Origin of the sequence: Pedobacter sp. KBS0701 (assembly GCF_005938645.2) — a bacterium.
Classification (GTDB): Bacteria; Bacteroidota; Bacteroidia; order Sphingobacteriales; family Sphingobacteriaceae; genus Pedobacter.
Window position 1 is genome coordinate 5,131,017 of record NZ_CP042171.1, and the last position, 23,472, is coordinate 5,154,488.

Annotated in this window: 20 protein-coding genes and 1 riboswitch; of the genes, 9 read left to right on the top strand and 11 right to left on the bottom strand. The window is 39.5% G+C overall.

Translation table 11 applies throughout. The features are described from left to right. Positions 1-289: 289 nt before the first annotated feature. Both FFJ24_RS20715 and FFJ24_RS20720 read right to left on the bottom strand, forming a co-directional pair. Positions 290-1,597, bottom strand: coding sequence for a M20/M25/M40 family metallo-hydrolase (locus FFJ24_RS20715; RefSeq protein ID WP_138819053.1), 1,308 nt, complete (start codon positions 1,595-1,597; stop codon positions 290-292). Between the two features lie 196 nt (positions 1,598-1,793). Continuing rightward, positions 1,794-2,918 carry a DUF4407 domain-containing protein gene (locus tag FFJ24_RS20720; protein ID WP_138819054.1) on the bottom strand — a complete coding sequence of 375 codons (1,125 nt, stop codon included), beginning with the start codon at positions 2,916-2,918 and terminating at the stop codon, positions 1,794-1,796. A 128-nt stretch (positions 2,919-3,046) separates the two neighbouring features. Between FFJ24_RS20720 and FFJ24_RS20725 the strand changes: the two genes are divergently transcribed. Together FFJ24_RS20725 and FFJ24_RS26565 are read left to right on the top strand one after the other, a co-directional pair. Further along, positions 3,047-3,364, top strand: a complete 318-nt coding sequence (locus FFJ24_RS20725) for a rhodanese-like domain-containing protein (RefSeq protein ID WP_138819055.1) — start codon at positions 3,047-3,049, stop codon at positions 3,362-3,364. A 109-nt stretch (positions 3,365-3,473) separates the two neighbouring features. Further along, complete coding sequence (locus FFJ24_RS26565) at positions 3,474-3,671, top strand: DUF6358 family protein (protein WP_090981088.1); 198 nt, start codon at positions 3,474-3,476, stop codon at positions 3,669-3,671. On the opposite strand, the gene FFJ24_RS20735 is transcribed toward FFJ24_RS26565, so the two are convergent. Beyond that, the gene (locus FFJ24_RS20735) at positions 3,649-4,680 is read right to left on the bottom strand and encodes a dipeptide epimerase (RefSeq protein WP_138819056.1); all 1,032 of its coding nucleotides are present in this window, start codon (positions 4,678-4,680) and stop codon (positions 3,649-3,651) included. The two genes, FFJ24_RS26565 and FFJ24_RS20735, sit on opposite strands and share 23 nt — an antisense overlap. A gap of 80 nt (positions 4,681-4,760) precedes the next feature. Here FFJ24_RS20735 and FFJ24_RS20740 point away from each other — a divergent pair, with 80 nt between their 5' ends. After that, complete coding sequence (locus FFJ24_RS20740; protein WP_138819057.1) at positions 4,761-5,897, top strand: hypothetical protein; 1,137 nt, start codon at positions 4,761-4,763, stop codon at positions 5,895-5,897. A gap of 204 nt (positions 5,898-6,101) precedes the next feature. After that, positions 6,102-7,085 carry a hypothetical protein gene (locus FFJ24_RS20745; RefSeq protein WP_138819058.1) on the top strand — a complete coding sequence of 328 codons (984 nt, stop codon included), beginning with the start codon at positions 6,102-6,104 and terminating at the stop codon, positions 7,083-7,085. 496 nt (positions 7,086-7,581) lie between these two features. Here FFJ24_RS20745 and FFJ24_RS20750 read toward each other — a convergent pair whose 3' ends face one another. From FFJ24_RS20750 to FFJ24_RS20760, 3 genes are all read right to left on the bottom strand, one after another. Then, positions 7,582-8,196: a rhomboid family intramembrane serine protease gene (locus FFJ24_RS20750; RefSeq protein ID WP_138819059.1), complete on the bottom strand. Its 615-nt coding sequence runs from the start codon at positions 8,194-8,196 to the stop codon at positions 7,582-7,584. Between the two features lie 5 nt (positions 8,197-8,201). After that, positions 8,202-9,893: a M14 family zinc carboxypeptidase gene (locus FFJ24_RS20755; protein ID WP_138819060.1), complete on the bottom strand. Its 1,692-nt coding sequence runs from the start codon at positions 9,891-9,893 to the stop codon at positions 8,202-8,204. 66 nt (positions 9,894-9,959) lie between these two features. Then, entirely contained in the window at positions 9,960-10,685 is a 726-nt protein-coding gene (locus tag FFJ24_RS20760) for a hypothetical protein (RefSeq protein ID WP_138819061.1), read from the bottom strand. A 58-nt stretch (positions 10,686-10,743) separates the two neighbouring features. Between FFJ24_RS20760 and pepT the strand changes: the two genes are divergently transcribed. Continuing rightward, a complete protein-coding gene (gene pepT / locus FFJ24_RS20765; protein WP_138819062.1) occupies positions 10,744-12,003 on the top strand; it encodes a peptidase T in 1,260 nt (419 codons plus the stop codon). 69 nt (positions 12,004-12,072) lie between these two features. Here pepT and FFJ24_RS20770 read toward each other — a convergent pair whose 3' ends face one another. Further along, the gene (locus FFJ24_RS20770) at positions 12,073-12,402 is read right to left on the bottom strand and encodes a hypothetical protein (protein WP_138819063.1); all 330 of its coding nucleotides are present in this window, start codon (positions 12,400-12,402) and stop codon (positions 12,073-12,075) included. Between the two features lie 128 nt (positions 12,403-12,530). On the opposite strand from FFJ24_RS20770, the gene FFJ24_RS20775 reads away from it, so the two are divergent. Continuing rightward, on the top strand, positions 12,531-13,397 hold the full coding sequence (locus FFJ24_RS20775; RefSeq protein ID WP_138819064.1) for an aldose 1-epimerase family protein: 867 nt from the start codon (positions 12,531-12,533) through the stop codon (positions 13,395-13,397). 346 nt (positions 13,398-13,743) lie between these two features. Here FFJ24_RS20775 and FFJ24_RS20780 read toward each other — a convergent pair whose 3' ends face one another. Together FFJ24_RS20780 and FFJ24_RS20785 are read right to left on the bottom strand one after the other, a co-directional pair. Then, a complete protein-coding gene (locus tag FFJ24_RS20780; protein ID WP_138819065.1) occupies positions 13,744-15,984 on the bottom strand; it encodes a S41 family peptidase in 2,241 nt (746 codons plus the stop codon). Between the two features lie 209 nt (positions 15,985-16,193). Beyond that, entirely contained in the window at positions 16,194-16,760 is a 567-nt protein-coding gene (locus FFJ24_RS20785; protein WP_138819066.1) for a Crp/Fnr family transcriptional regulator, read from the bottom strand. A 172-nt stretch (positions 16,761-16,932) separates the two neighbouring features. Here FFJ24_RS20785 and FFJ24_RS20790 point away from each other — a divergent pair, with 172 nt between their 5' ends. Beyond that, a complete protein-coding gene (locus FFJ24_RS20790) occupies positions 16,933-17,595 on the top strand; it encodes a DUF1349 domain-containing protein (protein WP_138819067.1) in 663 nt (220 codons plus the stop codon). 259 nt (positions 17,596-17,854) lie between these two features. Here FFJ24_RS20790 and FFJ24_RS20795 read toward each other — a convergent pair whose 3' ends face one another. Further along, the gene (locus FFJ24_RS20795; protein WP_138819068.1) at positions 17,855-19,156 is read right to left on the bottom strand and encodes a leucine-rich repeat-containing protein kinase family protein; all 1,302 of its coding nucleotides are present in this window, start codon (positions 19,154-19,156) and stop codon (positions 17,855-17,857) included. Positions 19,157-19,206: 50 nt separating this feature from the next. After that, entirely contained in the window at positions 19,207-20,793 is a 1,587-nt protein-coding gene (gene abc-f, locus FFJ24_RS20800) for a ribosomal protection-like ABC-F family protein (protein WP_138819069.1), read from the bottom strand. 386 nt (positions 20,794-21,179) lie between these two features. Beyond that, a riboswitch (TPP riboswitch) is annotated at positions 21,180-21,268 on the top strand. Between the two features lie 59 nt (positions 21,269-21,327). On the opposite strand from abc-f, the gene thiS reads away from it, so the two are divergent. Both thiS and thiC read left to right on the top strand, forming a co-directional pair. Next, complete coding sequence (gene thiS, locus FFJ24_RS20805) at positions 21,328-21,531, top strand: sulfur carrier protein ThiS (RefSeq protein WP_138819070.1); 204 nt, start codon at positions 21,328-21,330, stop codon at positions 21,529-21,531. A gap of 54 nt (positions 21,532-21,585) precedes the next feature. Continuing rightward, positions 21,586-23,469, top strand: a complete 1,884-nt coding sequence (gene thiC / locus FFJ24_RS20810) for a phosphomethylpyrimidine synthase ThiC (protein WP_138819071.1) — start codon at positions 21,586-21,588, stop codon at positions 23,467-23,469. Positions 23,470-23,472: the final 3 nt, after the last annotated feature.

Sequence of the window (23,472 nt, forward strand, 5' to 3'; positions counted from 1 at the left end):
TGCGTGAGATGGTGTAAAGGGCCCATTGCTGGATTGACAAAGCGCTTTGGGTACTTTGGCGCTCCAAAGTACCATGCCACCGCGGCATAGAGCGGAAAAAAAATCAACATTTATTTCCAAATTATAGTTTTTAAGATATCAAAGCTTGTTATTAGCAGGAAAGATGCTGAAATAAATTCAGCATGACGATTGACCTAGGCAACAACGCTAAAAACAAATGTAAACTAAAAGAGATGTGTCCACACGGTAGGCCTGCGCGGGAATGACGACCGTTTTATAACAGCTGCTATTATTGTTTCAACTTCGGAATCCTGGTTGGTGTATCTGTTCCGTTTACAATGCTGGTTGCACTCTTGGCAATTGCTTTAATGGTAGAAAGGATATTTTCTACATCTAAAGAGCTGTATTCGTCCTTCACACTATGGTATAATTTATCAATATCAATTTTATCGGTACTAATGGTATGTGCCGGAACGCCTAAAGCAGCAAGAGTAGCATTGTCACTTCTATAAAATAAGTTTTGATCGGGGTATGGGTCCGGATGGAAAGTAAATTCGGTTCCAGCTAAGTTTTTCTGTAAAATCTTCCCAAAATCCGATCTTTCGTAACCTGTAATAAAAGCGGTGTTTTTTCCAAATTTAGATTCTTTGCCGATCATTTCGATGTTGAACATGGCTACAACATCATCAGGATTTAGTTTTTCTGAGAAATACCTTGCGCCAAAACCGCCAATTTCTTCTGCAGTAAAAGCAACAAAGATTAAAGTGCGTTCGTTATTTTTTTGTGCTTTGTAATATTTTGCCAGGGCAATCATCGCCGTTGTGCCCGAGGCGTCATCATCAGCGCCGTTAGCAATACTATCACCATCTACCGGTTTTAAAAATCCCAGGTGATCATAATGACCTGAGAAAATTACAATTTCTTTCGCTTTTGATTTACCTGGAATTACACCTGCAACATTGAACAAGGGCATTTGGGTTACCTTGCTTTTAAAAGTTGCTGAAAAATCTGTTGCGGCATCTTTACCTAAAACGAAAACCTGTATAGCGCCGTTGGTTGCTTTTACATCTTTTTCATCAACCGTTGTAGGTTTGCTGAAATGATCTTTATAACGATTAAAAAGATCAGCAAACTTATTGTCGACTAAAACGATCTGGTTTTTATTAGTGTTCAGCATGGTTCTGAACTGCGCTACAAAAGGCTTTTCAGGATCTAATTTAACAACAGTGGTGTTGGATTTATCAAGCGTAACACTTTCTGTGGTAACGCCGGTAACCATTATATTTTCTGGTGCAATTTCCTGTCCGTCTATTTTAACGCTGGTGCTTTGGTTAGCAACCTGGTATTTGTTAAAAGTTTGGCGGAATGTTTTTTCACCTGCTAAGGGCTGCAGGCCGATTTTCTTAAATTCTGATTCGATAAATGTTGCTGCTCTGTCAATACCAGGGGTAAAGGTTGCACGCCCCTGCATATCATCTGCACTTAAAGTTTTAATCAGGTGATCGGTGTACTCACGTGTGATGATTTTATCAATGTTTTGCGCTTTAAGCTGCAAACTTGCCATCCCGACAAGGGTAAAGAGGAATATTTTCTTCATATAATAAGTTATAGAGGTGTGAATTTAGGATTTTTGTTGATAATTCTGAGGTTTTGTAGTCGATAGTTTATTGGTTTATGGTCTGGTTGCTCATGATTAATAGCCTAGTGGTTTATAGTGTATCGCTTTTGTCCATGATCTATGGTCCATCTAACTATGAACCATTCGCTACGACTTCCACTAGCCATCATCCATACTATTCTCCGTCCCAATCGTATTTTTCTAGAGCACGGTATGCTTTCCCTTTTATTATTTCTTTTTTCTTTGACGACTCGGAATCGACCCTCGTTTCGTGAATATTATCGGCCACCTCAAAATGAAAATCCTTATCCTTTTTCGAATGATAAATGGATACCTCATCTCCATCCGCTATCGCGTAGTCATAAGGTCCGCGGGCACTCATCAGTTTTACAAACACAGGTAAACATTCAAAAAAGATAAACAGCAGCCCGATAAAAGTAACCGCAATTGCGGTATTGTTATCCCGGGTGCCATCTACGTTGAATTTAAGTTGCCCTAACGCCCAGTTGCGATCAGCAAAGCCAGCAATATCCGATAAACTGTCTAACTGTTTTTTGGTGTATAGCTTCTCAGTAAAAAGTCCATCAAATTCTTTACGTTTATCTACAAAACCTTCTGATTTATTGATGTTGGCTTTCAGCGAATCTAATTCTGCTGTGCGTTGTGCAATCTCTGCTTCCTTGCGTTTTGCGTATGGTCCATAGCCCATTACACCTGATGTTTCGGTGGTTTTATTTCCGAAGATCTCAAAATTAAGCTTTTGCCTATCCGCTTTAATTCCTTTCTCAAGTGAATCCCGGGTGGCTTTCTGTTGATTTAACCTACCGAATTCAACCTGATATTTTTTCTCGAAGGCTTTGTTCAGGGTATCGATTTTAGCACGTTGACCATTTAAGTAACTCACTTTTAGGCGTTCTTTAATTTCTTTATCGAAAATTTTAAGCTCTATTGGTCTCGAAATTACCATACCAATCATAATGGCCAACAGAATACGCGGTGTAGCCTGTAATAATTGTTTATTGGTGCTGGCACTTTTATTAATACTGGAGACGATGTACCGATCCATATTAAAGATGGCTGCTCCCCATAAAAAGCCGAAAACAATGGCAAAAACTACGGCCAGGTCATCGCCTTTAAATACAAAATATATGGCATAACCGCCAGAAAGTGCGGCAAATAAGCCGGTAAAAAAGATGGTGGCACCAATGCCGGTATATTTATTTTGTTCTGAAGGGTATTTTTCCAGTGTCGGGATGTGAGCGCCGGAACAAAACCAGAAGAAACGGTTCAGATTGTCCATTTGTAACTATTTATAATTAAACGCCTAAGGGTTCCAGTTGTTACAGTTTTAAGCAAAATTTTATGGCATTTTTTTGATGGCGACTGTCAAGCTGATTTTCCTATATTTGCATAAATACATTTTATAAAATGAAAGAAATATCGGTACAAGAACTAAAAGAGAAAATCGATAACAAAGAAGATTTTCAACTAATTGATGTTCGTGAAACATTCGAATATGAAGTTTCCAATCTTGATGGTGAGAATATCCCTTTAGGTGGAATTTTAATTGAAGCTGATAAGGTGGCTAAAGATAAACCGGTAATTATTCAGTGCCGTAGCGGAAAAAGAAGCGCTGCAGCAGTAATGCAGTTGGAGCAGCAATACGGATTTGAAAATCTTTATAATTTAAAAGGTGGCATTTTGGCTTGGCAAGAAGCTTTTGACCCGAATATGCCAGTATATTAATGATAGCATGAATGAGTTTTGAATGAGTGATTGTTAATAGCATAACGCTTATTCAAAATTCATTTTATAATTCTGTCATTCAATCACTCTCTAATTCAATCTTTCCACCGTGGGTAAAAAATTTGCTTTAAACATCTTCTATAACTTAGCCATTATACTTTCTATTTTTGGACTGGTTTGGTGTTACAATAATCACAAATATCTTCCAGCTGGCTTTTTGGTAGGCACAACGGCTTGTTTGTTTTACTTTAAGTATCAACTTACTAAAGACATCAGAAAAAGTTTTAAAGAAAAAGATCAGAAGTAATATCCGCTAAGCCTAAACCTGGCAGATTTTTTAAGATATACTTCCCGTTTTCAAAAGCCGGATCAGTAAATGGGTTATTCTTGGTCAGCCATGGGCCATCTAAATCGGCCCAATTACATAAGGGAGCCAGAGCAGCGGCAGCCAAAGTAGCACAACTGGTTTCGCTCATACAACCGATCAGCACTTTCATTCCAAAAGAACGGGCTTTTAAAATCATCTGATGCCCTTCGTACATTCCGCAGCTTTTCATCAGTTTTACATTAATACCATGATAAGCGCCTTTCAGTTTATCCATGTCGGCTAAACGCTGTACGGCTTCATCGGCAAGTAATGGAATAGGGCTACGCTCGGTTAACCAGGCATTTCCATCAAGATTATTTTTATCCATAGGTTGTTCAATCAGAACCACACCCTGGTTATGCAGCCAATAAATCAGGTCAATCGCTTTTATCTTATCTGCCCAGCCCTGGTTTGCATCTACATAGAGTGGTACGCTGGTCATGCTGCGGATAGTTTCGATAATTTCCTGGTCGTTATCCCTTCCCAATTTAACCTTAATCACTTTAAAAGCTTCGGCATCTTTCAGTTTTTCGCGGATTACTTCTGGGGTATCAATCCCGATGGTATAAGAAGTTATCGGCATTTTTGCAGGGTCGGCCTCATAAATTTCGTAACAGGGTTTATTTAGAAGTTTCCCTTGAATGTCGTTAAGCGCAATATCAATGGCTGCTTTAATGGCCGGTTGACCTGGTGCAAGGCTATCTAGATAGGCAATAATTTCTCCAAAGTTAAATGGAAACTGGATTTTATCCCAGTCTACCATTTGAAGAAAACTGTCCGCACTTTCGTAGCTTTCGCCCATATATGGCACCATAGAGGCTTCGCCATAACCCACAACGCCTTCATGTTCGATCTTTAATAACATTAAAGGTGTACTGGTTCGGGTAAATTTCGAGATCGAAAAAGGATGTTTTAATTCTAATTCAAATTGCCTGCAACTAATCTTCATTATCAATCGTCTTCTAAATAAATAAGGTAATTATCGCTTTACAAATTTATCTTTGTTTTATTAACGCAACTACTACTGTCATGAAAAACAGCTCAAGATTACGGTATTTTATTTATTTATCCTTAATAATTATTGGAGGATGTACCACAGGAAAAAATGCCTTACAAAAAGGTGATTACGATGCTTCTGTTGAAAAATCGGTGAGCAGGCTGCAAAACTCACCTAAAAACAGCGAAGCCATGCAAGTGCTAAAAACGGCTTACGATTTAGCTTTAAAGGATCATTTACGGAAAATTGAGGAGGCGAAAATGTCAAACGATCTATTCAGGTGGGAATCGGTGATGTACGATTATCAAAAAATAAATCAATTGGCAGATGACATCAATAGCTGTCCAGCTTGTTTAACCGTTGTACCAGGTCCATCAAAATACATCAGTGAATTAGCAGAAAGCAAGTATAATGCAGCCGCCGCCAGGTACAACTCTGGCCTTGGATATTTAAGAGAGAACAACCGTCAGGCAGCAAAGAAGGCCTATTATGAATTTGAGAAAGTCGTAAATCTTCAGCCCGATTATAAGGATACCAAAGCCAAAATGGAGGATGCTTATTGGGCAGCAGTAACCAGGGTTGTGGTACAGCCAATTGTTGTAAACAGCGGCATGTACAAATTAAGCGCCGATTATTTCCAGCAGCAGATTGATCAGTTTATCGGAAATTACTCGAGAAATAAGTTTGTGATATTTTATGGCGAAACACAGGCAACAGATCAAAAAATTATTCCCGACCAGGTATTAAGCTTAAACTTTGACGATTTTGTAGTAGGCCAAACCTATGTAAAAGAAAGGGTTGAAAAGTTAAAACGCGACAGCGTGGTAATCGGCGAAACACGCGATAAAAAACCAGTTTATGGTACAGTAAAAGCCGCCTTAAGTATTTTCGAAAAGAATATCTCGTCATCAGGATTATTGGATATGAGCATTACTGATTGGAAAACAAAAAAATTGGTACGCCAACAGAAATTCCCTGGTACTTATATTTGGAAAGATAGCTGGGCCAGTTATAAGGGCGATGACAGGGCCCTGAGTAAACAACAATTGGCTATTACCAGAAGAAAAGAACAACTACCGCCACCACCAAGTGCATTGTTTTTAGAATTTACCAAACCGATTTATACCCAGCTGGTTGACGATATCAGTTATTATTATAATAATTACTAAAACTTAACCACCCCCGGCCCCTCCTTGAAAAGGAGGGGAGTTAGCACCCCCCTTTGTTTAAGGAACTGCTTTACGCACTACCTGTGCATCTCTCTTGCAGGAGAGGGATAAATTGAACATTGCAATACCATTCACGTAAATAGGGTGAGGTGGTTGTAATCCCTGCGTTAAAATAAAACATCATTGTTTAGCCCTAAAAATATAATGGCTAATATTGCAGCGATGAATACTGGCTTATACAATCCTTTCCAAAACTTCGATTTTTTATATAAAACCTGCTTTTTAAGCGGAAAAACTTTTAATTCTCCTGTAATCCAGGTGCCTTTGCTTCCAAAATGGTTATTGGAGCAGGCGGCTTTAAGTGGCGAAGAGCAGATCCAGTTTTTGGATGAGAGTATCCGTTCGTACAATACGCTGGTTATCCCGGTAAATACTGAGATAAACGAGCAGTTTTTAGATCCTTTGGAAGATAAAATAGAAGGGGCATTTGCAAAAGGTTATGATGCCATTTCTGCGCTGCCTGAACTGGATCTTTTCAACTGGATCGGCAAATTTTTATATGGCTTTGTGTATATCGAAATGCATTCGGCTTTACGGAAAGAAATGACTGCTGATGGATTAAACATGTCGCAATCTTTGATGATGAAATTTGCCAATCTGAATTTCATGATGCAGAACCTGTATACCAGCCTGGAGTTTGAAGATTTTTCACCATGGTCTATCACGGTAGTAAAACTCGAAAACGGAGAAACGCCATTCAGTTTCCGTGATGAGATTAACACCTTAACCTTCTCGTTAAAAATGAAAGATTTTGGCATTATTGCCTGTTTACAGGATAATGGAACCAATAAACGTTATCACCAGGATCTCATCAATGAGATTAAAGCCAAAGCCTTAACTGCCGAGCAGTTTGAAGAGCTGAGTGCGCGTTTTTATTATTCTGCCTATCTGTTTAACCGTTTACCCGAATATACTTTTATGCCTGTTGAAGGCACCACCTATATCGAAGCTATGCCTTTACGTGGAAACATGACTAAACCGCTTTTTGATGTTTGGCAAAACAAAGTATATGCACAGGTACTGGAAAATTTCTGGAAACCCTGGGGATACGTGGTGTTTGAGATTATTAAAAATCCTGATGAGCCAATGAGTTTCTTCGAGAAACCTTATTTACCTACTGCTGGCTAAGTTTTTACCACAGAGGTACACGGATAAACACAGATTTAAATTTTTCGATAATCAAAATGCGATTGTCACTTCGAGTGGAGTGCAACGAAGTAGAAAAATCTGTTATAGATTTATCTCCCGCTCTACGCCGCGGGGGCACGGTACTTTGGAGCGCCAAAGTACCCAAAGCGCTTTGTCAATCCGGCAAGGGGCCTTTTACACATACCCATATACATCAAAAAACAGCGGCACTTTGTTTTGTTTGTTAAAGGTAAGTGAAAGGTTTTGCAAACATGAAACACAAAACCACTGCGTTTGAGGTTTGATCGTGCCAATTGTACTATTGTGCTACTGTTTTTTGATTTTCCTGGCCCTTGGGATTGACGGCGTTCTTCGGTAAAACCTCCTGGTTTTTTTAAAGGAAGCCAGCATTACGCATAAAAATTTCGAAAAAGACGTGTCTACGCGATATGCCTTAACCTCCGGACTACACTTCAGTCAAGTTGACGAAGTTAAACTATCTCCCGCCAGTTAACATTGTAATAAAGTTCTGCAAGATCCCCGGAACAAAAATAATCGTAAAAATCAATCCGGTTAAGGCACCAAAAAAGTGTGCATCGTGATTGATATGGTCTCGTGAGTTCCGCGAAGCATAAGCACAATAAATTAAATACAAAATCCCAAAAACTACAGCCGGAATCCCGATCGGGATAAACATAATGTAAATTTTAGACATTGGGTTAAACAAAATATAGCTAAAAAGTACCGCGCTAATGGCTCCCGAAGCACCGAGGCTATTGTAGTTAAAATGATCTTTATGTTTAATAACAGTAGGTAAATCGCTCAGTACCAAACCCAAAAAATATAGTAATCCAAACTGCCAGCTCCCCATCAAACTTTCCAATGTAAAGGCGAAAGCATAAAAGGTAAACATATTAAAAAACAAGTGCATCCAATCTGCATGCACAAGCCCGCTGGTAATCAAGGTATATACATTCTGTCCTTTTGATACACTAAAAGGATGCAGCATAAATTTTCCGTAAAGGGAATGATCGTAGAAAGCGTATAAACTGGTAATAATGGTAAAAACGAAAATTACGGAGGCAACTGGTGCCATATTGAAGTATTCCATGGGCATTATTTTAAATCAAGTTTTACGTCTGTAACCAAACGGGCTACCGGATATCTGTTGTGAGTTTTTTCGTAATAATCAGAATTTTTATACACAAAATCAAGTTGTGCAGCCGCACTCTTTGCAAATTCGGCATCTGATGATTTTTTGGCTTCCAGTTTACTTTTCAGTTCCGGATTGTTTTTAAGCAGTTCTGTTGCAGTATCTTCAAACACATAGGCCGAATAATGCTCTTTCATATCCAGAATAGAATCGAAAAAATTCCAGTTGAAATAAGAATCGGTGGCCTGCGGTTCCAGTGTTTCTATAATATAACGGTTAACAGACTGGTTGGCGTACACCACAAAGTCGCCGGCATAATACTGGAGGTTCTGTTGTGCGGTATTCAATTTTACGGCCGAGTGCAGGTAATGTCCTTCGTAAGGTCTTGTGCCTGTTTTAAAATCGCTGATATAATAACTTTCCACCGCAATTTTCTGATCAGCTCTTAGTTCGCTGATTTTAACATTGCTCAGTTTAAGCAGTGCAATTACGCGATCCCAGGCTTTCGGAATAATGTAGGCAATAGGTTTTTGAACAGATAATGCAGGTTCAAACTTGTTCCATTCTTTTATAGTTTTAGTGTAAGGCTTGTTACGGTCGTAATATAAACGGTCGGCACCGGTTACCGTGCTCGGCTTTTGCCCGGCTTCAAAACCTTTAAAGGTCAAATCGTTTACTTCAGTTTGATTTAATTTCCACTCTAACGGGAATTCCTTTTGCGCTGCAACAGCTTCGTCCGCTCTGCGCTTGTTCTCTCCGATAATTTTAGCATCGCGCTCAACAATCCTAATGTAGCTTTCCAGGAGTTTATAAGTGGCATCCACACGCAGATCGTACGATTTTAACATATGTGTTTCGGGCATAAAACCAATGGTATTGTGCAGCGTGGTATAACCTGTTGAATAACGAGGAGGATCAATAAAACCTGTTATTCCGGTTTCAGGGGTTTCGCCTATTGAGTTTACATAAGGAATCATCGGGTAACCCAGCTTTTCCATACCAGTATAAAGATCAGGTACCAGAGTTTTGGTTAAATAATCAGCAAGTATAGGGTTTAGCTTATCTTTTTGTGTCGGGATAAGCGTCATCACATATTGATAATCGGCACCATTGCTGGTGTGGGTATCTACAAATATTTCAGGTTGCCAGGTGTTAAAAATGAGTTGAAAGGTTGCCGAATTTTTCGAATCGGTTTTAATAAAATCGCGGTTAAGGTCGAGGTTTTTGCTGTTGCCCCTAAATCCATAGGTCAGTGGTCCGTTCTGGTTGGCCCTCGATGTGCCTGTTCGGTTAAAACTTCCATCAATATTATAAAGCGGAATAATACAGATAACCACATCTTTTGGCAGTTTACCGGCTTTAAGCAGATCGCGGGCCAGCATCATCGATGCATCTATGCCCTCTGGTTCGCCAGGGTGAATGCCATTGTTGATCAATAATACCCTTTTATTGCTTTTCCTGTTCAGTACCGGATCAAAAACCTTATCCCTTGATAAAACAAACAGATGTAACGGCTTACCAAAATCTGTACTTCCATAAGTTAAGAACCTGGCTTCCGGGTAGGTGTTAGCCAGATCTTTGTAATAAGCTATTGCAGCTGTATAAGTAGTTGTTTCAGTTTTTCCACTTAATTCGAAGGGCGATTTCTGTGCCATAGCAGTTAATGAAAAAGAAAATATAAAAACTGATAATAATATCCTCATGCTACTTATAAATAAAATTTACAGCGTTTTACGGTAAGAGCGAACGCTTCCGAACATATACCTAAAGCCTAAGGTAACCGAATTGTACATATCTGGATAGGCATTGTTGGATCTTAGTCTCGACTCGCTATAACCGTCCAATCCTTCGCCAAAAGTGATGTTAGACTGAGCATTAACATTGATTACATACCTCATGTAACCATAGCTATCTTTTATGTAGTAGTTAAATCCAAAATTTATCGGCAGTAAAAAGTTAACGCTTTTATCTTCTCCGCCAAAGCGGTTGTCGGGAGTATGAGTCTTTCCTGGCCGATATCTTGCTATGTTGGAAATGTCATTATTTATCGCTCCCAATCCGAAGCCAAGATACATCCCTCTCATATTATACAGTAATCCTCCCTGGTTATAATTAACGAGTTCCCCCAACATTAATTTTAGATTAACCGTAAGTGCTGTGTATTTGTTGACAAACCAACGGCCGGCGGGATCCTCAACGGCAATCCCTCCTTTGATCCTTCCGTATTGCCCTTCCAGACCCATTGTTAGGAATGGAGTCAGGTGATAATCAAAAACACCGTAAACAATTTTTCCGTAGTCTCCCTGATATACGTCGGTATATGATCTATTCATCCCACCGCCAAAACCATACGACATTTTAAAGTAGTTGGATTGAGCAAAAGAAAAACTTTCAATAAAAACGAGCAGAAGGGTTAAATAGATAGCTCTCGGCAAATTAAAAATCATATCTTTTTTTACAAAAATAATATGATTATCGGATATCTATAACTTTTACCTTTGAATTATGAGCACATACACCAACTTTAACAAATCGCTCGAGCAGCGGTTTATAAAATATACGAGGATTGATACCCAATCGGATCCAAATTCTCCTACCTGTCCATCAACCCTAAAACAGAAGAATTTAGGTAAAGCGCTGGTTCAGGAATTGTTAGAAATTGGCATTGCTGATGCCGAAATGGACGATAATGGATATGTATATGGTACAATCCCATCAAACACCAACAAGCAGTTGCCAGTAATTTTTTTCTGTTCGCACATGGATACCTCGCCTGATTGTAGCGGAGAAAATGTTAAGCCGATTATTCATCACAATTATCAGGGACAAGACTTAATTCTGCCAGATGATCACCATATTGTAATCAAACTTTCTGAACACAAAGACCTTAAACATCAGATTGGAAATGATATTATTACCGCCAGCGGAACAACTTTATTGGGTGCAGATAATAAAGCAGGATTAGCAGAAATTATGGAAGCAGCCGCCTTTTTAATGAAAAACAAAGAGGTAAAACACGGAATCATCAAACTTCTTTTTACCCCGGATGAAGAAATTGGCAGGGGTGTAGACAAAGCTGATTTAAAAAAATTAGGTGCCGATTTTGGTTATACGATAGATGGAGAAACACTAGGCTCCATTGAAGATGAAACTTTTTCTGCGGATGGCGCTACCCTTAAAATTTATGGTGTAAGTACACACCCGGGCTTTGCAAAAGGAAAAATGGAAAGTGCCATTAAAATACTTGCTGAAATTTTAGATTCGCTGCCAAAAGATACACTCACCCCGGAAGCTACCCATCAAAAAGAAGGATTTATCCATCCGGTAAGCATGAACGGGCAGGTTGAAGAGGCAGAAGCACAGTTTATCATCAGGGATTTTACCGATGAGAAACTAACCGCACATGGACAATTTTTAGAAGAAGCCGTAAAAAAAGTGATGACTCACTATCCAAAGTCTACCTACGAGCTTAATATTAAAGCACAATACCGCAATATGAAACAGGTGCTGGATCAGCATCCTAAAATTGTACAATATGGCATTGAAGCCATTGAAAGAGCTGGCGTAGTGCCCAAGCAACAAAGTATCCGTGGTGGAACTGATGGCTCACGCCTTTCGTTTATGGGTTTACCTTGCCCCAATATTTTTGCCGGAGAACATGCTTTTCATAGCAAACAAGAATGGGTAAGTGTGCAGGACATGGAAAAAGCGGTGCAAACGATCATTAATATTGCTTGTATCTGGGAAGAGCGCGGTTCGTTGTAGCAGTTCGGAGTTGGTAGTTTGGGTTAGGAGTCATATCTAACTCAAAACGCCCAACTCCAGATTCCAAACTCAATAAGAGGCTTGTCCAATATCTAACCTCGCAATTTTTCCTTCTTTGTTAAACTGAAATTTGAAATAGGTTTTAAAATCGCCCCATTGGTCGGAGTGGAAATGACCATATACTTCCAAACCATTGTTTTCAACTTTATCTATACTGGTAAAGCGCTCATGCCCCAGTGCTTTTTTAAAGAAATTATTAAATTTCATCTGGTTTCCGTCATCATAAAAGGCGACTTCGGCAGCAAATAAAGGAAACCATGTTTTTTCGTCACCTTTTTGCAACGCGACAATCGCAGCCCTTACTTTTACATTTGACAATTTGGTTAAATCTATCGCCATAGGTTTATGATTTTGTTTTTGATGAAAAGTAAAGTGGCGGGTAATAAAATAAACAGTGTATTAAACAGTAATCAAAATTAATAAAAAAGATGTTTTTAAAGCCTATCTTTTTGCTAATTTAGCTTGTAATGATAACTCTCGAAAACGACTATATAAAAGTTAGCCTGGCGGCTAAAGGCGCAGAACTTCAAGGTTTATTTAGTAAAGAAACCAAGCTGGAATATTTATGGAATGCCAATCCTAAATATTGGGCAAAACATAGTCCGGTTTTATTTCCCATTGTCGGCTCATTAAAAAACAACAGTTTTATTTATCAGGGTAAAAACTACGAGCTACCCCGTCATGGATTCGCCCGCGATCATGTTTTTAATTTCGAAAAAATAAGTGAAAGCGAAGCTGTTTTTACGTTAACCCAAAATGAAGATACCTTAAAAGTATACCCTTTTTATTTCGAGCTCAAACTGAGGTACCGGCTAATCGACAGGAAACTGAATTTAACTTATGAGGTAATAAATACCGGTATTGCCGAACTTTTATTTTCAGTTGGTGCACACCCCGCATTTGCAGTACCCAATACCCCAAATACTGTTTACGAAGATTATTATCTGGCTTTTAATGCTGATGAGAAATTAAGCTATTGGAAACTTGAAGATGGCCTGGTGGCAAACGAAACCAAAAATATTGAGCTTAATGCACATAAGCTAAAGCTTACACATGATCTGTTTTATAACGATGCCCTGGTTTTCAAAACCCTGCAAAGCAACTGCATTAGTTTGCTTAATACTAAAAATGATTATGGCCTGCATTTCCATTTTGAAGATTTCCCGTTTTTTGGAATATGGGCGGCAACCGATGCGCCTTTTGTATGTTTAGAGCCCTGGTGCGGAGTTGCTGATGGCGTTAACCACAACCAGGAGTTATCACACAAAGAGGGCATAGTAAAACTTGATGCAGGCAAAAACTGGTCGCGATTTTGGGAAGTGGAGTGTTTTTAAACTGGCTTTTTCGTTCTTCCTTATAAGGACGACTTTTTTGGAGTCTGTAATTGATATACTCCAAAAAAGGTCGTCATCTCGACCGGAGTAACGCGAAGTGGAGAGATCTATCAAACAGATTTATCTTCGCTAATTACTACGTGGTACCCGACGGCGTTGCACTCCGCTCCAAGTGACTGTATCACAAGGGAATTTTTACATGTAAATTATTACTGTCATTTACTTAATGACATTGCCGTTATGGCCCTCCTCGGCTGGTTGCGCCAGGTTCTCCACCGGTAGGATGAAGCAGTTCAGGTTTTTTTGAGTCTCTACAGATCACCTAAGCTCATGTTAAAATATATTTTTACCAGCCAGTATTTAATACTTCAATAGCCTTATCCAGCAGCTCATCTTTTCCTGCTGAAATACCTGCAATGGTTGGATAGATTTTATAATCAATTTTTACCCCTACTCTTTGTGTTGGCGTACCATTGGGATAAAAAACGCCTAATCCTGAAATCATTGTGTTTAACCCACCAGGCAACACAATTGATGATACATTCCCGTCGGCACCAGCCGTGGTACTTCCAATTACCTTTACATTAGGTGTACTTTGAAAAGCCATGGTGGTATATTCGGCCTGGCTTTGGCTTGTTGCATTTACAATTACCACTATTTTGCCTTTGTATGCTTCACTTGATGATTGTCCGTTCTTTATTGGAGATCCGAAACTAAAAGCCCCGGGATAGCCTGTGCTGCCGGCAGTAAACTTAACAAATACACTTTTTTCATTTTTGATATAATTACCAAATGTAAATGGCATAAATTCGGAAGGATAACAGCGCATATCAACAATAATTCCTTTGGTATTGGCAAAAAGCTTCTTAATTGCGGGCAACTGATCATTTTTATATTTACCTGGGTAAACGTAACCGATATCCTGATTAATCAATTTAAATGCCTCTGCTTTTTCAGCCGCCGGGTTTTTATAGGCTAAGGCTAATTTTCCCATTGGCACGGTATAATCGAAAAGTTGGTTACCTCTTTTTACGCTGATTTTAATGCTGTTATCATTGCTCCTTAGTAAGTAGCTACCCGGCAGATCACGGAGCTGAGTATCATAATTTGATGCAGCCGTTATCGGCAGGTATTCCCTAATCAGGCCTGGAATGTCTTTACCGTTAATAGCCGTAATCACATCACCTACTGCAAGTTTACTTTTTACATCCAAAGTATCGGTATGTAAGGCCGTAATAATTAGCTTGTCTTCTATAAATTTAGCTTGAAAAGGCGCTGCCAGTTTGCCTTTAAAACCACTCAATGCTTTACTGCCCGACCATAAATTTGCATGTGTATCATGTACACGTGCAATTAAACTTAAAGCAGCTAAACTATAATCCTGCTCATTTTTTGCACCTAAAAAAACCGGCAGGTTTGTGGTAAGTATTTTATTCCAATCTTCACCAATAACATTTTTATAAGGGAAAAAATAATTGATCATGCCCCAATAACGATAAAGCGACAATAAACGGTAACCCGCATCAGGAAAGGTCATCGAAGCATATCCCTTCTCGTTCTTAAACATCGGATTTCCAATATTTGGATCCATTTCAATATAATAATTCGGACCTGTATTGCGGTTATCTTTGATGTAGGTTAACTTGTCGCCAAGCGATCTGCTTAGTACCGTACCATTAAGTAAGGAACCATAATCTGGTGTAATTTCATATTTTTCAGCAGCTATTTTAGCACAGGTTTTACAGGGGTTTGGCTTTGGTAATTTATCCAGGTATTGCTCTAAAGTTATGCTTAACTCCTGATTACTCTTAGCAGCGAGTACTGATGGTAAAAACCTAAAAAGTTCAGCATCCCAATTATAATCACCTTTAGCTATGGCCGGGTGATGGTATTTTAAAAATGCCCAAAACTGTCCGGCAATCATAAGATTCGTTGTTTTTTGTTCATTAAGTTCAATTTGTTTAATCCCTGAACTGTTTTGGAAAGCAGTATCCAATTCTGCCTTCGCCAATTCTATTTTCATAAACTTAGCCTGTTCTATGGGCTTTCCATCTATAAAAAGTTCCAAATGATCAAACCAGGCTTTTCCGTCTCCGATTAATAAAGCACCAACATGTATCTCTCTCACCTCATCATTTTTGTAATCGAGTTTAATGCTAAATAATTGCCAATCGGTATTTCCTTTAACGCCTCTGTTATTCATATTATCGAAGCCCATTGCTTTATGTTCTTTTCCGTCAAGGCGCATCCAAAGGCCGGCATAACCAGTTTTTACATTTTCTGTTTTGATGTAGCCCTTCAATTCGATCACTTTGCCTTCAAAAGCCTGGCTAATCGGAAAGTCGATTGCACCAAAATTGGCTTCCTGGCCAATCTGACTAATAGATAAGCTATATTTTCCCGACTGTTTTGTGATACTATCTAAAACTACCTGATATGCTTTTTCCTGATTTTGATTAAAGGAAAACAGCCACGATAAGGGCTTTTTGGTACTTGGGTTTATATCTTCGAAATCGCCATTGAACCTGAATTGTGCCTTCACACAACAGGCAGAAAAAATGCATATAAATAATAGAGCTTGCTTCATAAGAACTGATTAAATTAGAGGTTTGTGCAAATTAGGTATTTAAATTATTTTTAAAAATCTTTCTCTCTTATTCAGTTTTATATCTCTGTAAAAAATATAATATCTATTTATTTACTGAATAAAATGGAACCTTCTAATACACACACCAATTTTATGTACTCCATGCCTTTCTCTGTGTACATTGTTGTAAAAAACGGAGGCTCAGAACTTTAAAGCGATAACCGGCTTAAAGTTTCTCTGGTTACCCCAAGATAAGATGCAATAAGGGTTTTCGAAATCCTTTTGTGTAAAGATGGGTATTGGTTAAGCCATTGTTTGTAACGCTCGCTGGCATTATTGCTCAGCAAGGCCAATACCCGTTTTTGCAAGGCCATATTGCCTGTAGTGTACTTTTTTCTAAAGAAATATTCCATTTTTCGGGAGGAGGCGCAAAGCTTTTCCTTGTTGTCAAAAGAGATGGAAAGTGTTTCAGTGTCTTCAATACAATCTACATTTAAGGTTGCCGGCATACCCGTGTTAAAAGCGTTCGGATCGGAAAACCACCACTCTTCCATGGCTAACTGTAAAATATATTCTTTTCCTTCATGGTCGGTATATGAAGATTTTACAATGCCTTTCACTACAAAATGCTCCTGACTGGCTACATCACCTGCCTGAATAATATACTGGTGCTTTTTGTATTTCCGCCTGGTAAAAAAAGATGCAGCATGTTCAAATTCTTCATCTGTTAAACAAATAATCTGATGGATGTGCGTTCTTAAAAAATCTAATTCCATGTTCCTGATGTAAACAAATGTACTCTTTATTCAAGATTTTTAAATCCAATACACCTGTTTTGACAAAATATTTGCGTGATAATCATCACATAAAAATAGTGATGTATGTCCTTTCCAAAAGTTTAACCCTGCATTATGTTTGCAACACACAATAACCAATTACAACACACAAATGAAACTTAAATTACTAGCCTTAATTGCTGTATTATCTTATTTATTTAGTCCAAAGGCCCATTCCCAAAGTTTGGCCAAAATGAATTGGTTTAACGAGCCTGAAAAATGGGAAATTAAAGATAAAAATACCTTTAGCATGTTCGTGCCCGCAAAAACCGATTATTGGCGCATTTCGCATTATGGTTTTACGGTTGATGATGCACCCTTCTACTATGCTACTTATGGTGGCGAGTTTGAGGTGAAGGTAAAAATTACCGGAAATTATGTAACTACTTTCGATCAGATGGGATTGATGCTTCGCATTAATGAAGAAGAGTGGATTAAAGCAGGAGTAGAATTTGTTAATGGGAAACAAAATGTAAGTGCCGTTGTCACGCATAAAACGAGCGATTGGAGCGTGGTAGAACTGGAAAAAGCACCTGCATCAATCTGGATGAAAGCCGTTCGGAAACTGGACGCAGTAGAAATTTTTTACTCCTTAGATGATAAAAAATATACCATGCTCCGTACCTGTTATTTTAAAGATAATGCGCCAGTGATGGTGGGTTTGGTAGCCGCCTGCCCTGATGGTAAAGGTTTTAACGCTGTTTTCGAAAATTTTAAGGTTACAACCACACCTGATCAGAGAAGATTGGATTGGGCAAAAAAGCAGCAGAATTAATAGTTTTTTTCAATAAAGTGGTCGGCATTTCGAAGTTGAATTTATTACATACAAATCAACATAGATGGCTTGTTATTTTAGCAAGTTGATAGGACGCGAAGATTCGTCATTCCCAAGCCGATAGCTATCGGCTTGATTGGGAACCACGGAGTGCTCATGAATGCCTTTGAAACAAGGAAAACTTATGAATAATCTTAATGTAAAATGCTTTAAGATATTCCCGCCTGCGCGAGAATGACGATTTTTCTAGCAATTGTGATTAAATCTGAGCCAACTGAGCAACTAATTCCTTAAAACCTGGTCGCTCTAAAGGTACTGAAGCCAAACAGGCATCTCTAAGTTCACTGATCATTTTATAAATTTCCTCACTTACCTCTTCGTTTTTTAAAGAAAGTAAATCATCCAGCAGATAACCATAGGCGCTTACTTCTATCCGCTCCAGTACATTAGCCGTTTCTGTAGAAGTTTTATCGTAAAAACTGGCCGCGCCGAAATCGCCGAACAGAGTGCTGCCCTCATCATCAATCAAGGTATTGTGTGCATACAAATCGCCATGCATAATGCCTGCTTCATGTAATTGAGCCGCTAATGAGGCTATGGTTTTAGCGATACTCATAATCTGTTTTTCAGAAAGTTTTCGATCAACAGGAAAAACATCCCTGGTACAGCTTTCTAAACTTGGTGGATTGCCAAGATTATAAAAATGATGCGGGATCAAGTCCATTACCAGTCCTTTTTTATCTTCCGGATGTAAAGCAATCTGTCCGATTAGATTGACCAAACCCGGGTGATAACCCGCAGCAATATAAGTTGTCATTTCATCTTCCGGCAAACCATCGCTGGTTACATTGCCCTTAAATATTTTAACCGCTACTTCGCTGGTTTCGTCTCCAATGCTTCTGTTTGCTTTTGAAATAATACCCGATGCGCCTTCGCCTAACAAATGGCTGATTTCTAAATCATGCCAGTTGATCAATGAAAGTGTTTCAACAGCTGGTGTTTTACTAAAATTATTCCCCGAAAATGCAATCCATGATAGTTTTGGCAGTTGCATAATCCATTGCGGTAATTCGTGGAGTTTATTCGCCGCAATCCGCAATAATGCTAAATTCTGGCAATTGCTCAATTCTTCAGGCAGTGTAGATAAACGGTTGCCAGATAACATCAGCTTTTGCATCCTTTTGCAAAGGCCAATTTCTTTTGGTAGTTCAGCAATGTTGTTATTTGTTAAGATTAACCAGCGTAAATTCGGGTTGATCGACTTCGGCGGTACGATTTCAATCCGGTTGGATTTAAAACCAACAATATCCAGAGCAGGGCAATCGGCCAGTACTTCTGGTAAAACCGAAAAAAGATTTTCAGAACAGAAAAAAATTCTCAGCTTTTTTAACCGGCCGAAATCTGCCGGTAACGCACTTAATTTGTTAAAAGATAAATCCAGTACTTCCAGGGTATCGGCCAGCTCAAATATTTCCTTTGGAAACTCGGTCAGGTTTTCAGAAAGTTTTAACGATACTGCGTCCTTTATTTCGCCACTTTGGAGTGCTAACAGGTTTTGCATAGTGTGCTGGTTTTAATAGTTTGGAACGAAGATAAGGCTATATATTTATTTTAAAGATGAATGGTATGTTCAACCTTTACCTGGTCAAGAAAATATTCATCGTGTGATATCACCAGAAGCGTTCCCTGGTAGCCATTAATGGCTGCCGTTAAAATTTCTATATTCTGGATATCAAGGTTATTGGTGGGCTCATCCAATATCATCAGATCGGGCGATTGGTTACTGATGGTTAACGAACAAAGGATCAACCGCATTTTCTCGCCACCACTCAAGGCTGAGCAGGTTTTATCCCAATCGGTTTTACCAAATAAAAACCGGTTTAAACGGGTTTTTATTTCATGTTCCTGCAATACGCCCGAGTTGTATTGCTGGGCCTGTTCGTAAACGGTGAGTTGATTATCGATCAGGGAATAATCCTGATCAATATACATGGAGTTAATGTCTGCTCGATTTAGACTCCCCATCGAGGGTTGCAGCTGACCTAAAATAAGCTTGATCAAGGTGGTTTTGCCTGATCCGTTCCGGCCTTTTATCACATAACGCTCGCCACTAAAAACCTGAAAGCTAATTGGCTCCTTCCAAATGAAATGATTGCGAAAAGCGTAATTGAGCTCCTTAGCCTCCACAATGCTTTTTCCTTTGTGCAGTGTAGCCTGGTCGAAACCGATTTTCATTTTATCTGCATCAGGCAGTGCAGACCTGAGCTGGCTTAATTCAGCAGAAATATGGTCAAGCTTTTCGGCATGTACACCTTTCAACTTTGCCGTGCTTTTTTCTGCGTTGTTTTTTAACGTATTCATCGAAATAGTCGGTAATCCCGCTTTTTCTTGTTTTTTCTTCCCTCTGGCATCTAGCTTCTGTTGCCGCTCCAGCGATTCCTTTTCTACTTCTTTAGCCTTACGCAGTGCTTTTTCCTTCGCTTTTAAATCATGGTTCAACGCCTCATTTTCAATTTTCTTTTGAGCAGCATAGAAATCGTAATTTCCACCGTATAGGGTTATTCCACGCGAACTTAATTCGCAAACTTTCTCAATTTGGCTCAATAAAGTACGGTCATGACTCACTATCAATAAAGTAGCCCGAGTCGATCGGATATAATCGTATAACCTGTTTCTGCCTTCCAGGTCTAAATGATTGGTCGGTTCATCCAGCAAAACAATATCAGGGCGGTGGATGGTGGTGCCGGCTAAAAATACACTGGTTTTTTGTCCACCGCTTAAACTCTCTATTTTCTGGTCTAAGTCTAAATCTTCCAATCGCCAATAGCTTAAAGCTTCCGCGCAGCGTTCTTCAATGCCCCAGTCATCATTAAGTGTAAACATGTTTTCATCGGTCACTTCTCCGTTTAGAATTTCGTTCAGCGCTTTTAGTTTATCTTCAATCCGGAGTGCCTGCGCGACGGTGAAATCATTAAACTGACCAAAAAGCTGTGGTACATAATAAGGCGTCGATTCTGTTTTAACATGTCCGCCAGTTGGCATGAGTTTGCCCGCTAAAATTTTTAAAAGTGTTGATTTTCCTGCGCCATTATGGCCAATGAGTGCAATTTTTTCGTGTTTGTTAATGCTGAGATTTAAATCTGAAAACAATAAATCTCCATTAGCATGGATATAGCTAGCCCCTTGTAGATTAAGCATAAATTTCTTTTTTAATTGGTAAAATAATTGCAGGAACGGAACCGCTCTGCCAGTTATCTATTTTCAGAAAAGAAATGAATCTTACATGTATCGGGGATTTGGTGATGTTGCAAAAGTAAGAAAAGTTTTGCGTTTTGCTAAAAGCGGCTGGTCAGTCCATAGTCTTTAGTCCTAAGTCGGCAGTCTGATAAGCCAAAAATTGGACGTTCACTCCCTCCAATTTGTCATCCTGAGTGCAACGAAGGATCTTTATTTAATGATTTTGCATTAATCACTTAAAGATTCTTCACTGCGTTAAGAATGACAACAATATTACTAATAGCAAACTATAGATTTTATCTATATCAATTTTTATTTGCATTAGAAATTTAATCACATATATTTACAAAAAACTTTAGGGGTGCCTACGTGCTGAGAAATACCCTTTGAACCTGATGCAGTTAGTACTGCCGAAGGGAAAAGTGAAAGCAATAAATTGCTGTCTTTTCGACCCTGTTACGGGCAATCTCTATAGTTTTTCCAATTTTTTACAATATGGAAGTAACTATAAACAATCAAAACTATCTGCTAAACGAGGCCTGTTCCATCGAACAAATGCTTACTGCTGTCATTTCAACGGAGACAAATGGCATTGCTATAGCCGTTAACCAAACCATCATTTCCAAATCTGTTTGGGACACCTATCTATTAAACCCAGGCGATCAGGTTATACTCATTAAAGCCACGCAGGGAGGGTAATCAATAATTCATTCAGTCAATCATTCTCTCCTTCAATCATTCTATCATTCAAATATGAAACAAGAAAAAACACCAAACCAGGAAGTCATCAGTCGCAGCCCATTTCCGGCATCACGCAAAATATTTGTATCCGGAAAAATCCACGATATCCAGGTGGCCATGCGCGAAATCAGTTTAACCGAAACGAAAATCCACAATGGATTTGGTTTAACAGAACCCAATCCACCCGTAACCGTGTATGATACCAGTGGCCCTTACACCGATCCAAATACGGTTATTGATGTACGGAAAGGGCTTCCACGCTTAAGGGAACAATGGATTAAAGACAGGCAGGATGTTACGCAGCTTGATCAACTGTCTTCTGCTTATGGGCAACAACGCCTTGCAGATGATAAACTTGATGCTTTGCGTTTTAATTATACCACTAAACCTTATAAAGCCCAACCTGGTGCCAATGTATCGCAAATGCATTATGCAAAAAAAGGCATCATTACGGCCGAAATGGAATACATTGCCATTAGGGAAAATCAGCAGATCGAATTGTTGAATGCACAATTGGGCGATCAGCACGAGGTCATGAACCATCAGCATCAGGGTAATAGTTTTGGTGCCAATACCCCAAAAGGATACATCACGCCGGAATTTGTGCGGGATGAAGTGGCCGCCGGACGAGCGGTAATCCCTTGCAACATTAACCACCCTGAGTTGGAACCGATGATTATCGGCCGTAATTTCCTGGTGAAAATTAATGCCAACATTGGCAATTCCGCGGTTACCTCTACCATTGAAGAAGAAGTAGAAAAAGCTGTTTGGGCCTGCCGTTGGGGTGCAGATACCATTATGGACCTTTCTACAGGGAAAAATATCCACGAAACCCGCGAATGGATTATCCGCAATTCGCCAGTACCCATCGGTACCGTTCCGATTTATCAGGCCCTGGAAAAAGTAAACGGCAAAGCCGAAGACCTGACCTGGGAAATCTTCCGCGATACCTTAATTGAGCAGGCCGAACAAGGCGTTGATTATTTTACCATTCATGCCGGGGTACTGCTTCGTTATGTGCCCTTAACCGCTAAAAGAATTACTGGAATTGTTTCCCGTGGCGGATCGATCATGGCCAAATGGTGTTTGGCGCATCACAAGGAAAACTTCTTGTACACGCATTTCGAAGAAATCTGTGAGATCATGAAAGCTTACGATGTAGCTTTCTCTTTAGGTGATGGTTTAAGGCCGGGCTGTATTGCCGATGCCAACGATGCGGCACAGTTTTCGGAGCTCGAAACCTTAGGGGAACTCACTAAAATAGCCTGGAAACACGATGTACAGACCATTATCGAGGGACCTGGCCACGTGCCGATGCACCTGATCAAAGCCAATATGGAAAAGCAACTCGAGCATTGTGGTGAAGCGCCTTTTTATACATTAGGTCCTTTAACCATAGATATTGCGCCAGGCTACGATCACATTACCTCGGCCATTGGCGCTGCCATGATTGGCTGGTTTGGAACAGCGATGTTGTGTTATGTTACACCAAAAGAACATTTAGGCTTGCCGAATAAAAAAGATGTGAAAGATGGTGTAATTACCTATAAAATTGCAGCGCATGCCGCCGATCTGGCCAAAGGTCACCCCGGTGCGCAATACCGCGATAACGCTTTGAGTAAAGCGAGGTTCGAGTTTAGGTGGGAGGATCAGTTTAATTTATCGCTCGATCCGGATACGGCAAAAGAATTCCATGATGAGACCTTGCCGGCAGAAGGCGCCAAGATTGCGCATTTCTGCTCAATGTGCGGGCCAAATTTCTGTTCGATGAAAATTACACAGGATGTGCGCGAGTATGCTGCAAAACAAGGCGTAGCCGCAGATGAGGCTTTGGCCAAAGGCATGGAGGAAAAATCTAAAGAGTTTACCGAAAAAGGAAGCGAAATTTATTCTTAGCCT

Coding starts and splice junctions, on each gene's coding strand:
- FFJ24_RS20770 (WP_138819063.1), bottom strand. CDS start 12,402: ATGGCGATAGATTTAACCAAATTGTCAAATGTAAAAGTAAGGGCTGCG.
- FFJ24_RS20735 (WP_138819056.1), bottom strand. CDS start 4,680: ATGAAGATTAGTTGCAGGCAATTTGAATTAGAATTAAAACATCCTTTT.
- abc-f (WP_138819069.1), bottom strand. CDS start 20,793: ATGCTTAATCTACAAGGGGCTAGCTATATCCATGCTAATGGAGATTTA.
- FFJ24_RS20780 (WP_138819065.1), bottom strand. CDS start 15,984: ATGAAGCAAGCTCTATTATTTATATGCATTTTTTCTGCCTGTTGTGTG.
- FFJ24_RS20760 (WP_138819061.1), bottom strand. CDS start 10,685: ATGATTTTTAATTTGCCGAGAGCTATCTATTTAACCCTTCTGCTCGTT.
- FFJ24_RS20790 (WP_138819067.1), top strand. CDS start 16,933: ATGAAACTTAAATTACTAGCCTTAATTGCTGTATTATCTTATTTATTT.
- FFJ24_RS20750 (WP_138819059.1), bottom strand. CDS start 8,196: ATGGAATACTTCAATATGGCACCAGTTGCCTCCGTAATTTTCGTTTTT.
- FFJ24_RS20755 (WP_138819060.1), bottom strand. CDS start 9,893: ATGGCACAGAAATCGCCCTTCGAATTAAGTGGAAAAACTGAAACAACT.
- thiC (WP_138819071.1), top strand. CDS start 21,586: ATGAAACAAGAAAAAACACCAAACCAGGAAGTCATCAGTCGCAGCCCA.
- FFJ24_RS20740 (WP_138819057.1), top strand. CDS start 4,761: ATGAAAAACAGCTCAAGATTACGGTATTTTATTTATTTATCCTTAATA.
- FFJ24_RS20775 (WP_138819064.1), top strand. CDS start 12,531: ATGATAACTCTCGAAAACGACTATATAAAAGTTAGCCTGGCGGCTAAA.
- FFJ24_RS20715 (WP_138819053.1), bottom strand. CDS start 1,597: ATGAAGAAAATATTCCTCTTTACCCTTGTCGGGATGGCAAGTTTGCAG.
- thiS (WP_138819070.1), top strand. CDS start 21,328: ATGGAAGTAACTATAAACAATCAAAACTATCTGCTAAACGAGGCCTGT.
- FFJ24_RS20720 (WP_138819054.1), bottom strand. CDS start 2,918: ATGGACAATCTGAACCGTTTCTTCTGGTTTTGTTCCGGCGCTCACATC.
- pepT (WP_138819062.1), top strand. CDS start 10,744: ATGAGCACATACACCAACTTTAACAAATCGCTCGAGCAGCGGTTTATA.
- FFJ24_RS20725 (WP_138819055.1), top strand. CDS start 3,047: ATGAAAGAAATATCGGTACAAGAACTAAAAGAGAAAATCGATAACAAA.
- FFJ24_RS20785 (WP_138819066.1), bottom strand. CDS start 16,760: ATGGAATTAGATTTTTTAAGAACGCACATCCATCAGATTATTTGTTTA.
- FFJ24_RS20795 (WP_138819068.1), bottom strand. CDS start 19,156: ATGCAAAACCTGTTAGCACTCCAAAGTGGCGAAATAAAGGACGCAGTA.
- FFJ24_RS20745 (WP_138819058.1), top strand. CDS start 6,102: ATGGCTAATATTGCAGCGATGAATACTGGCTTATACAATCCTTTCCAA.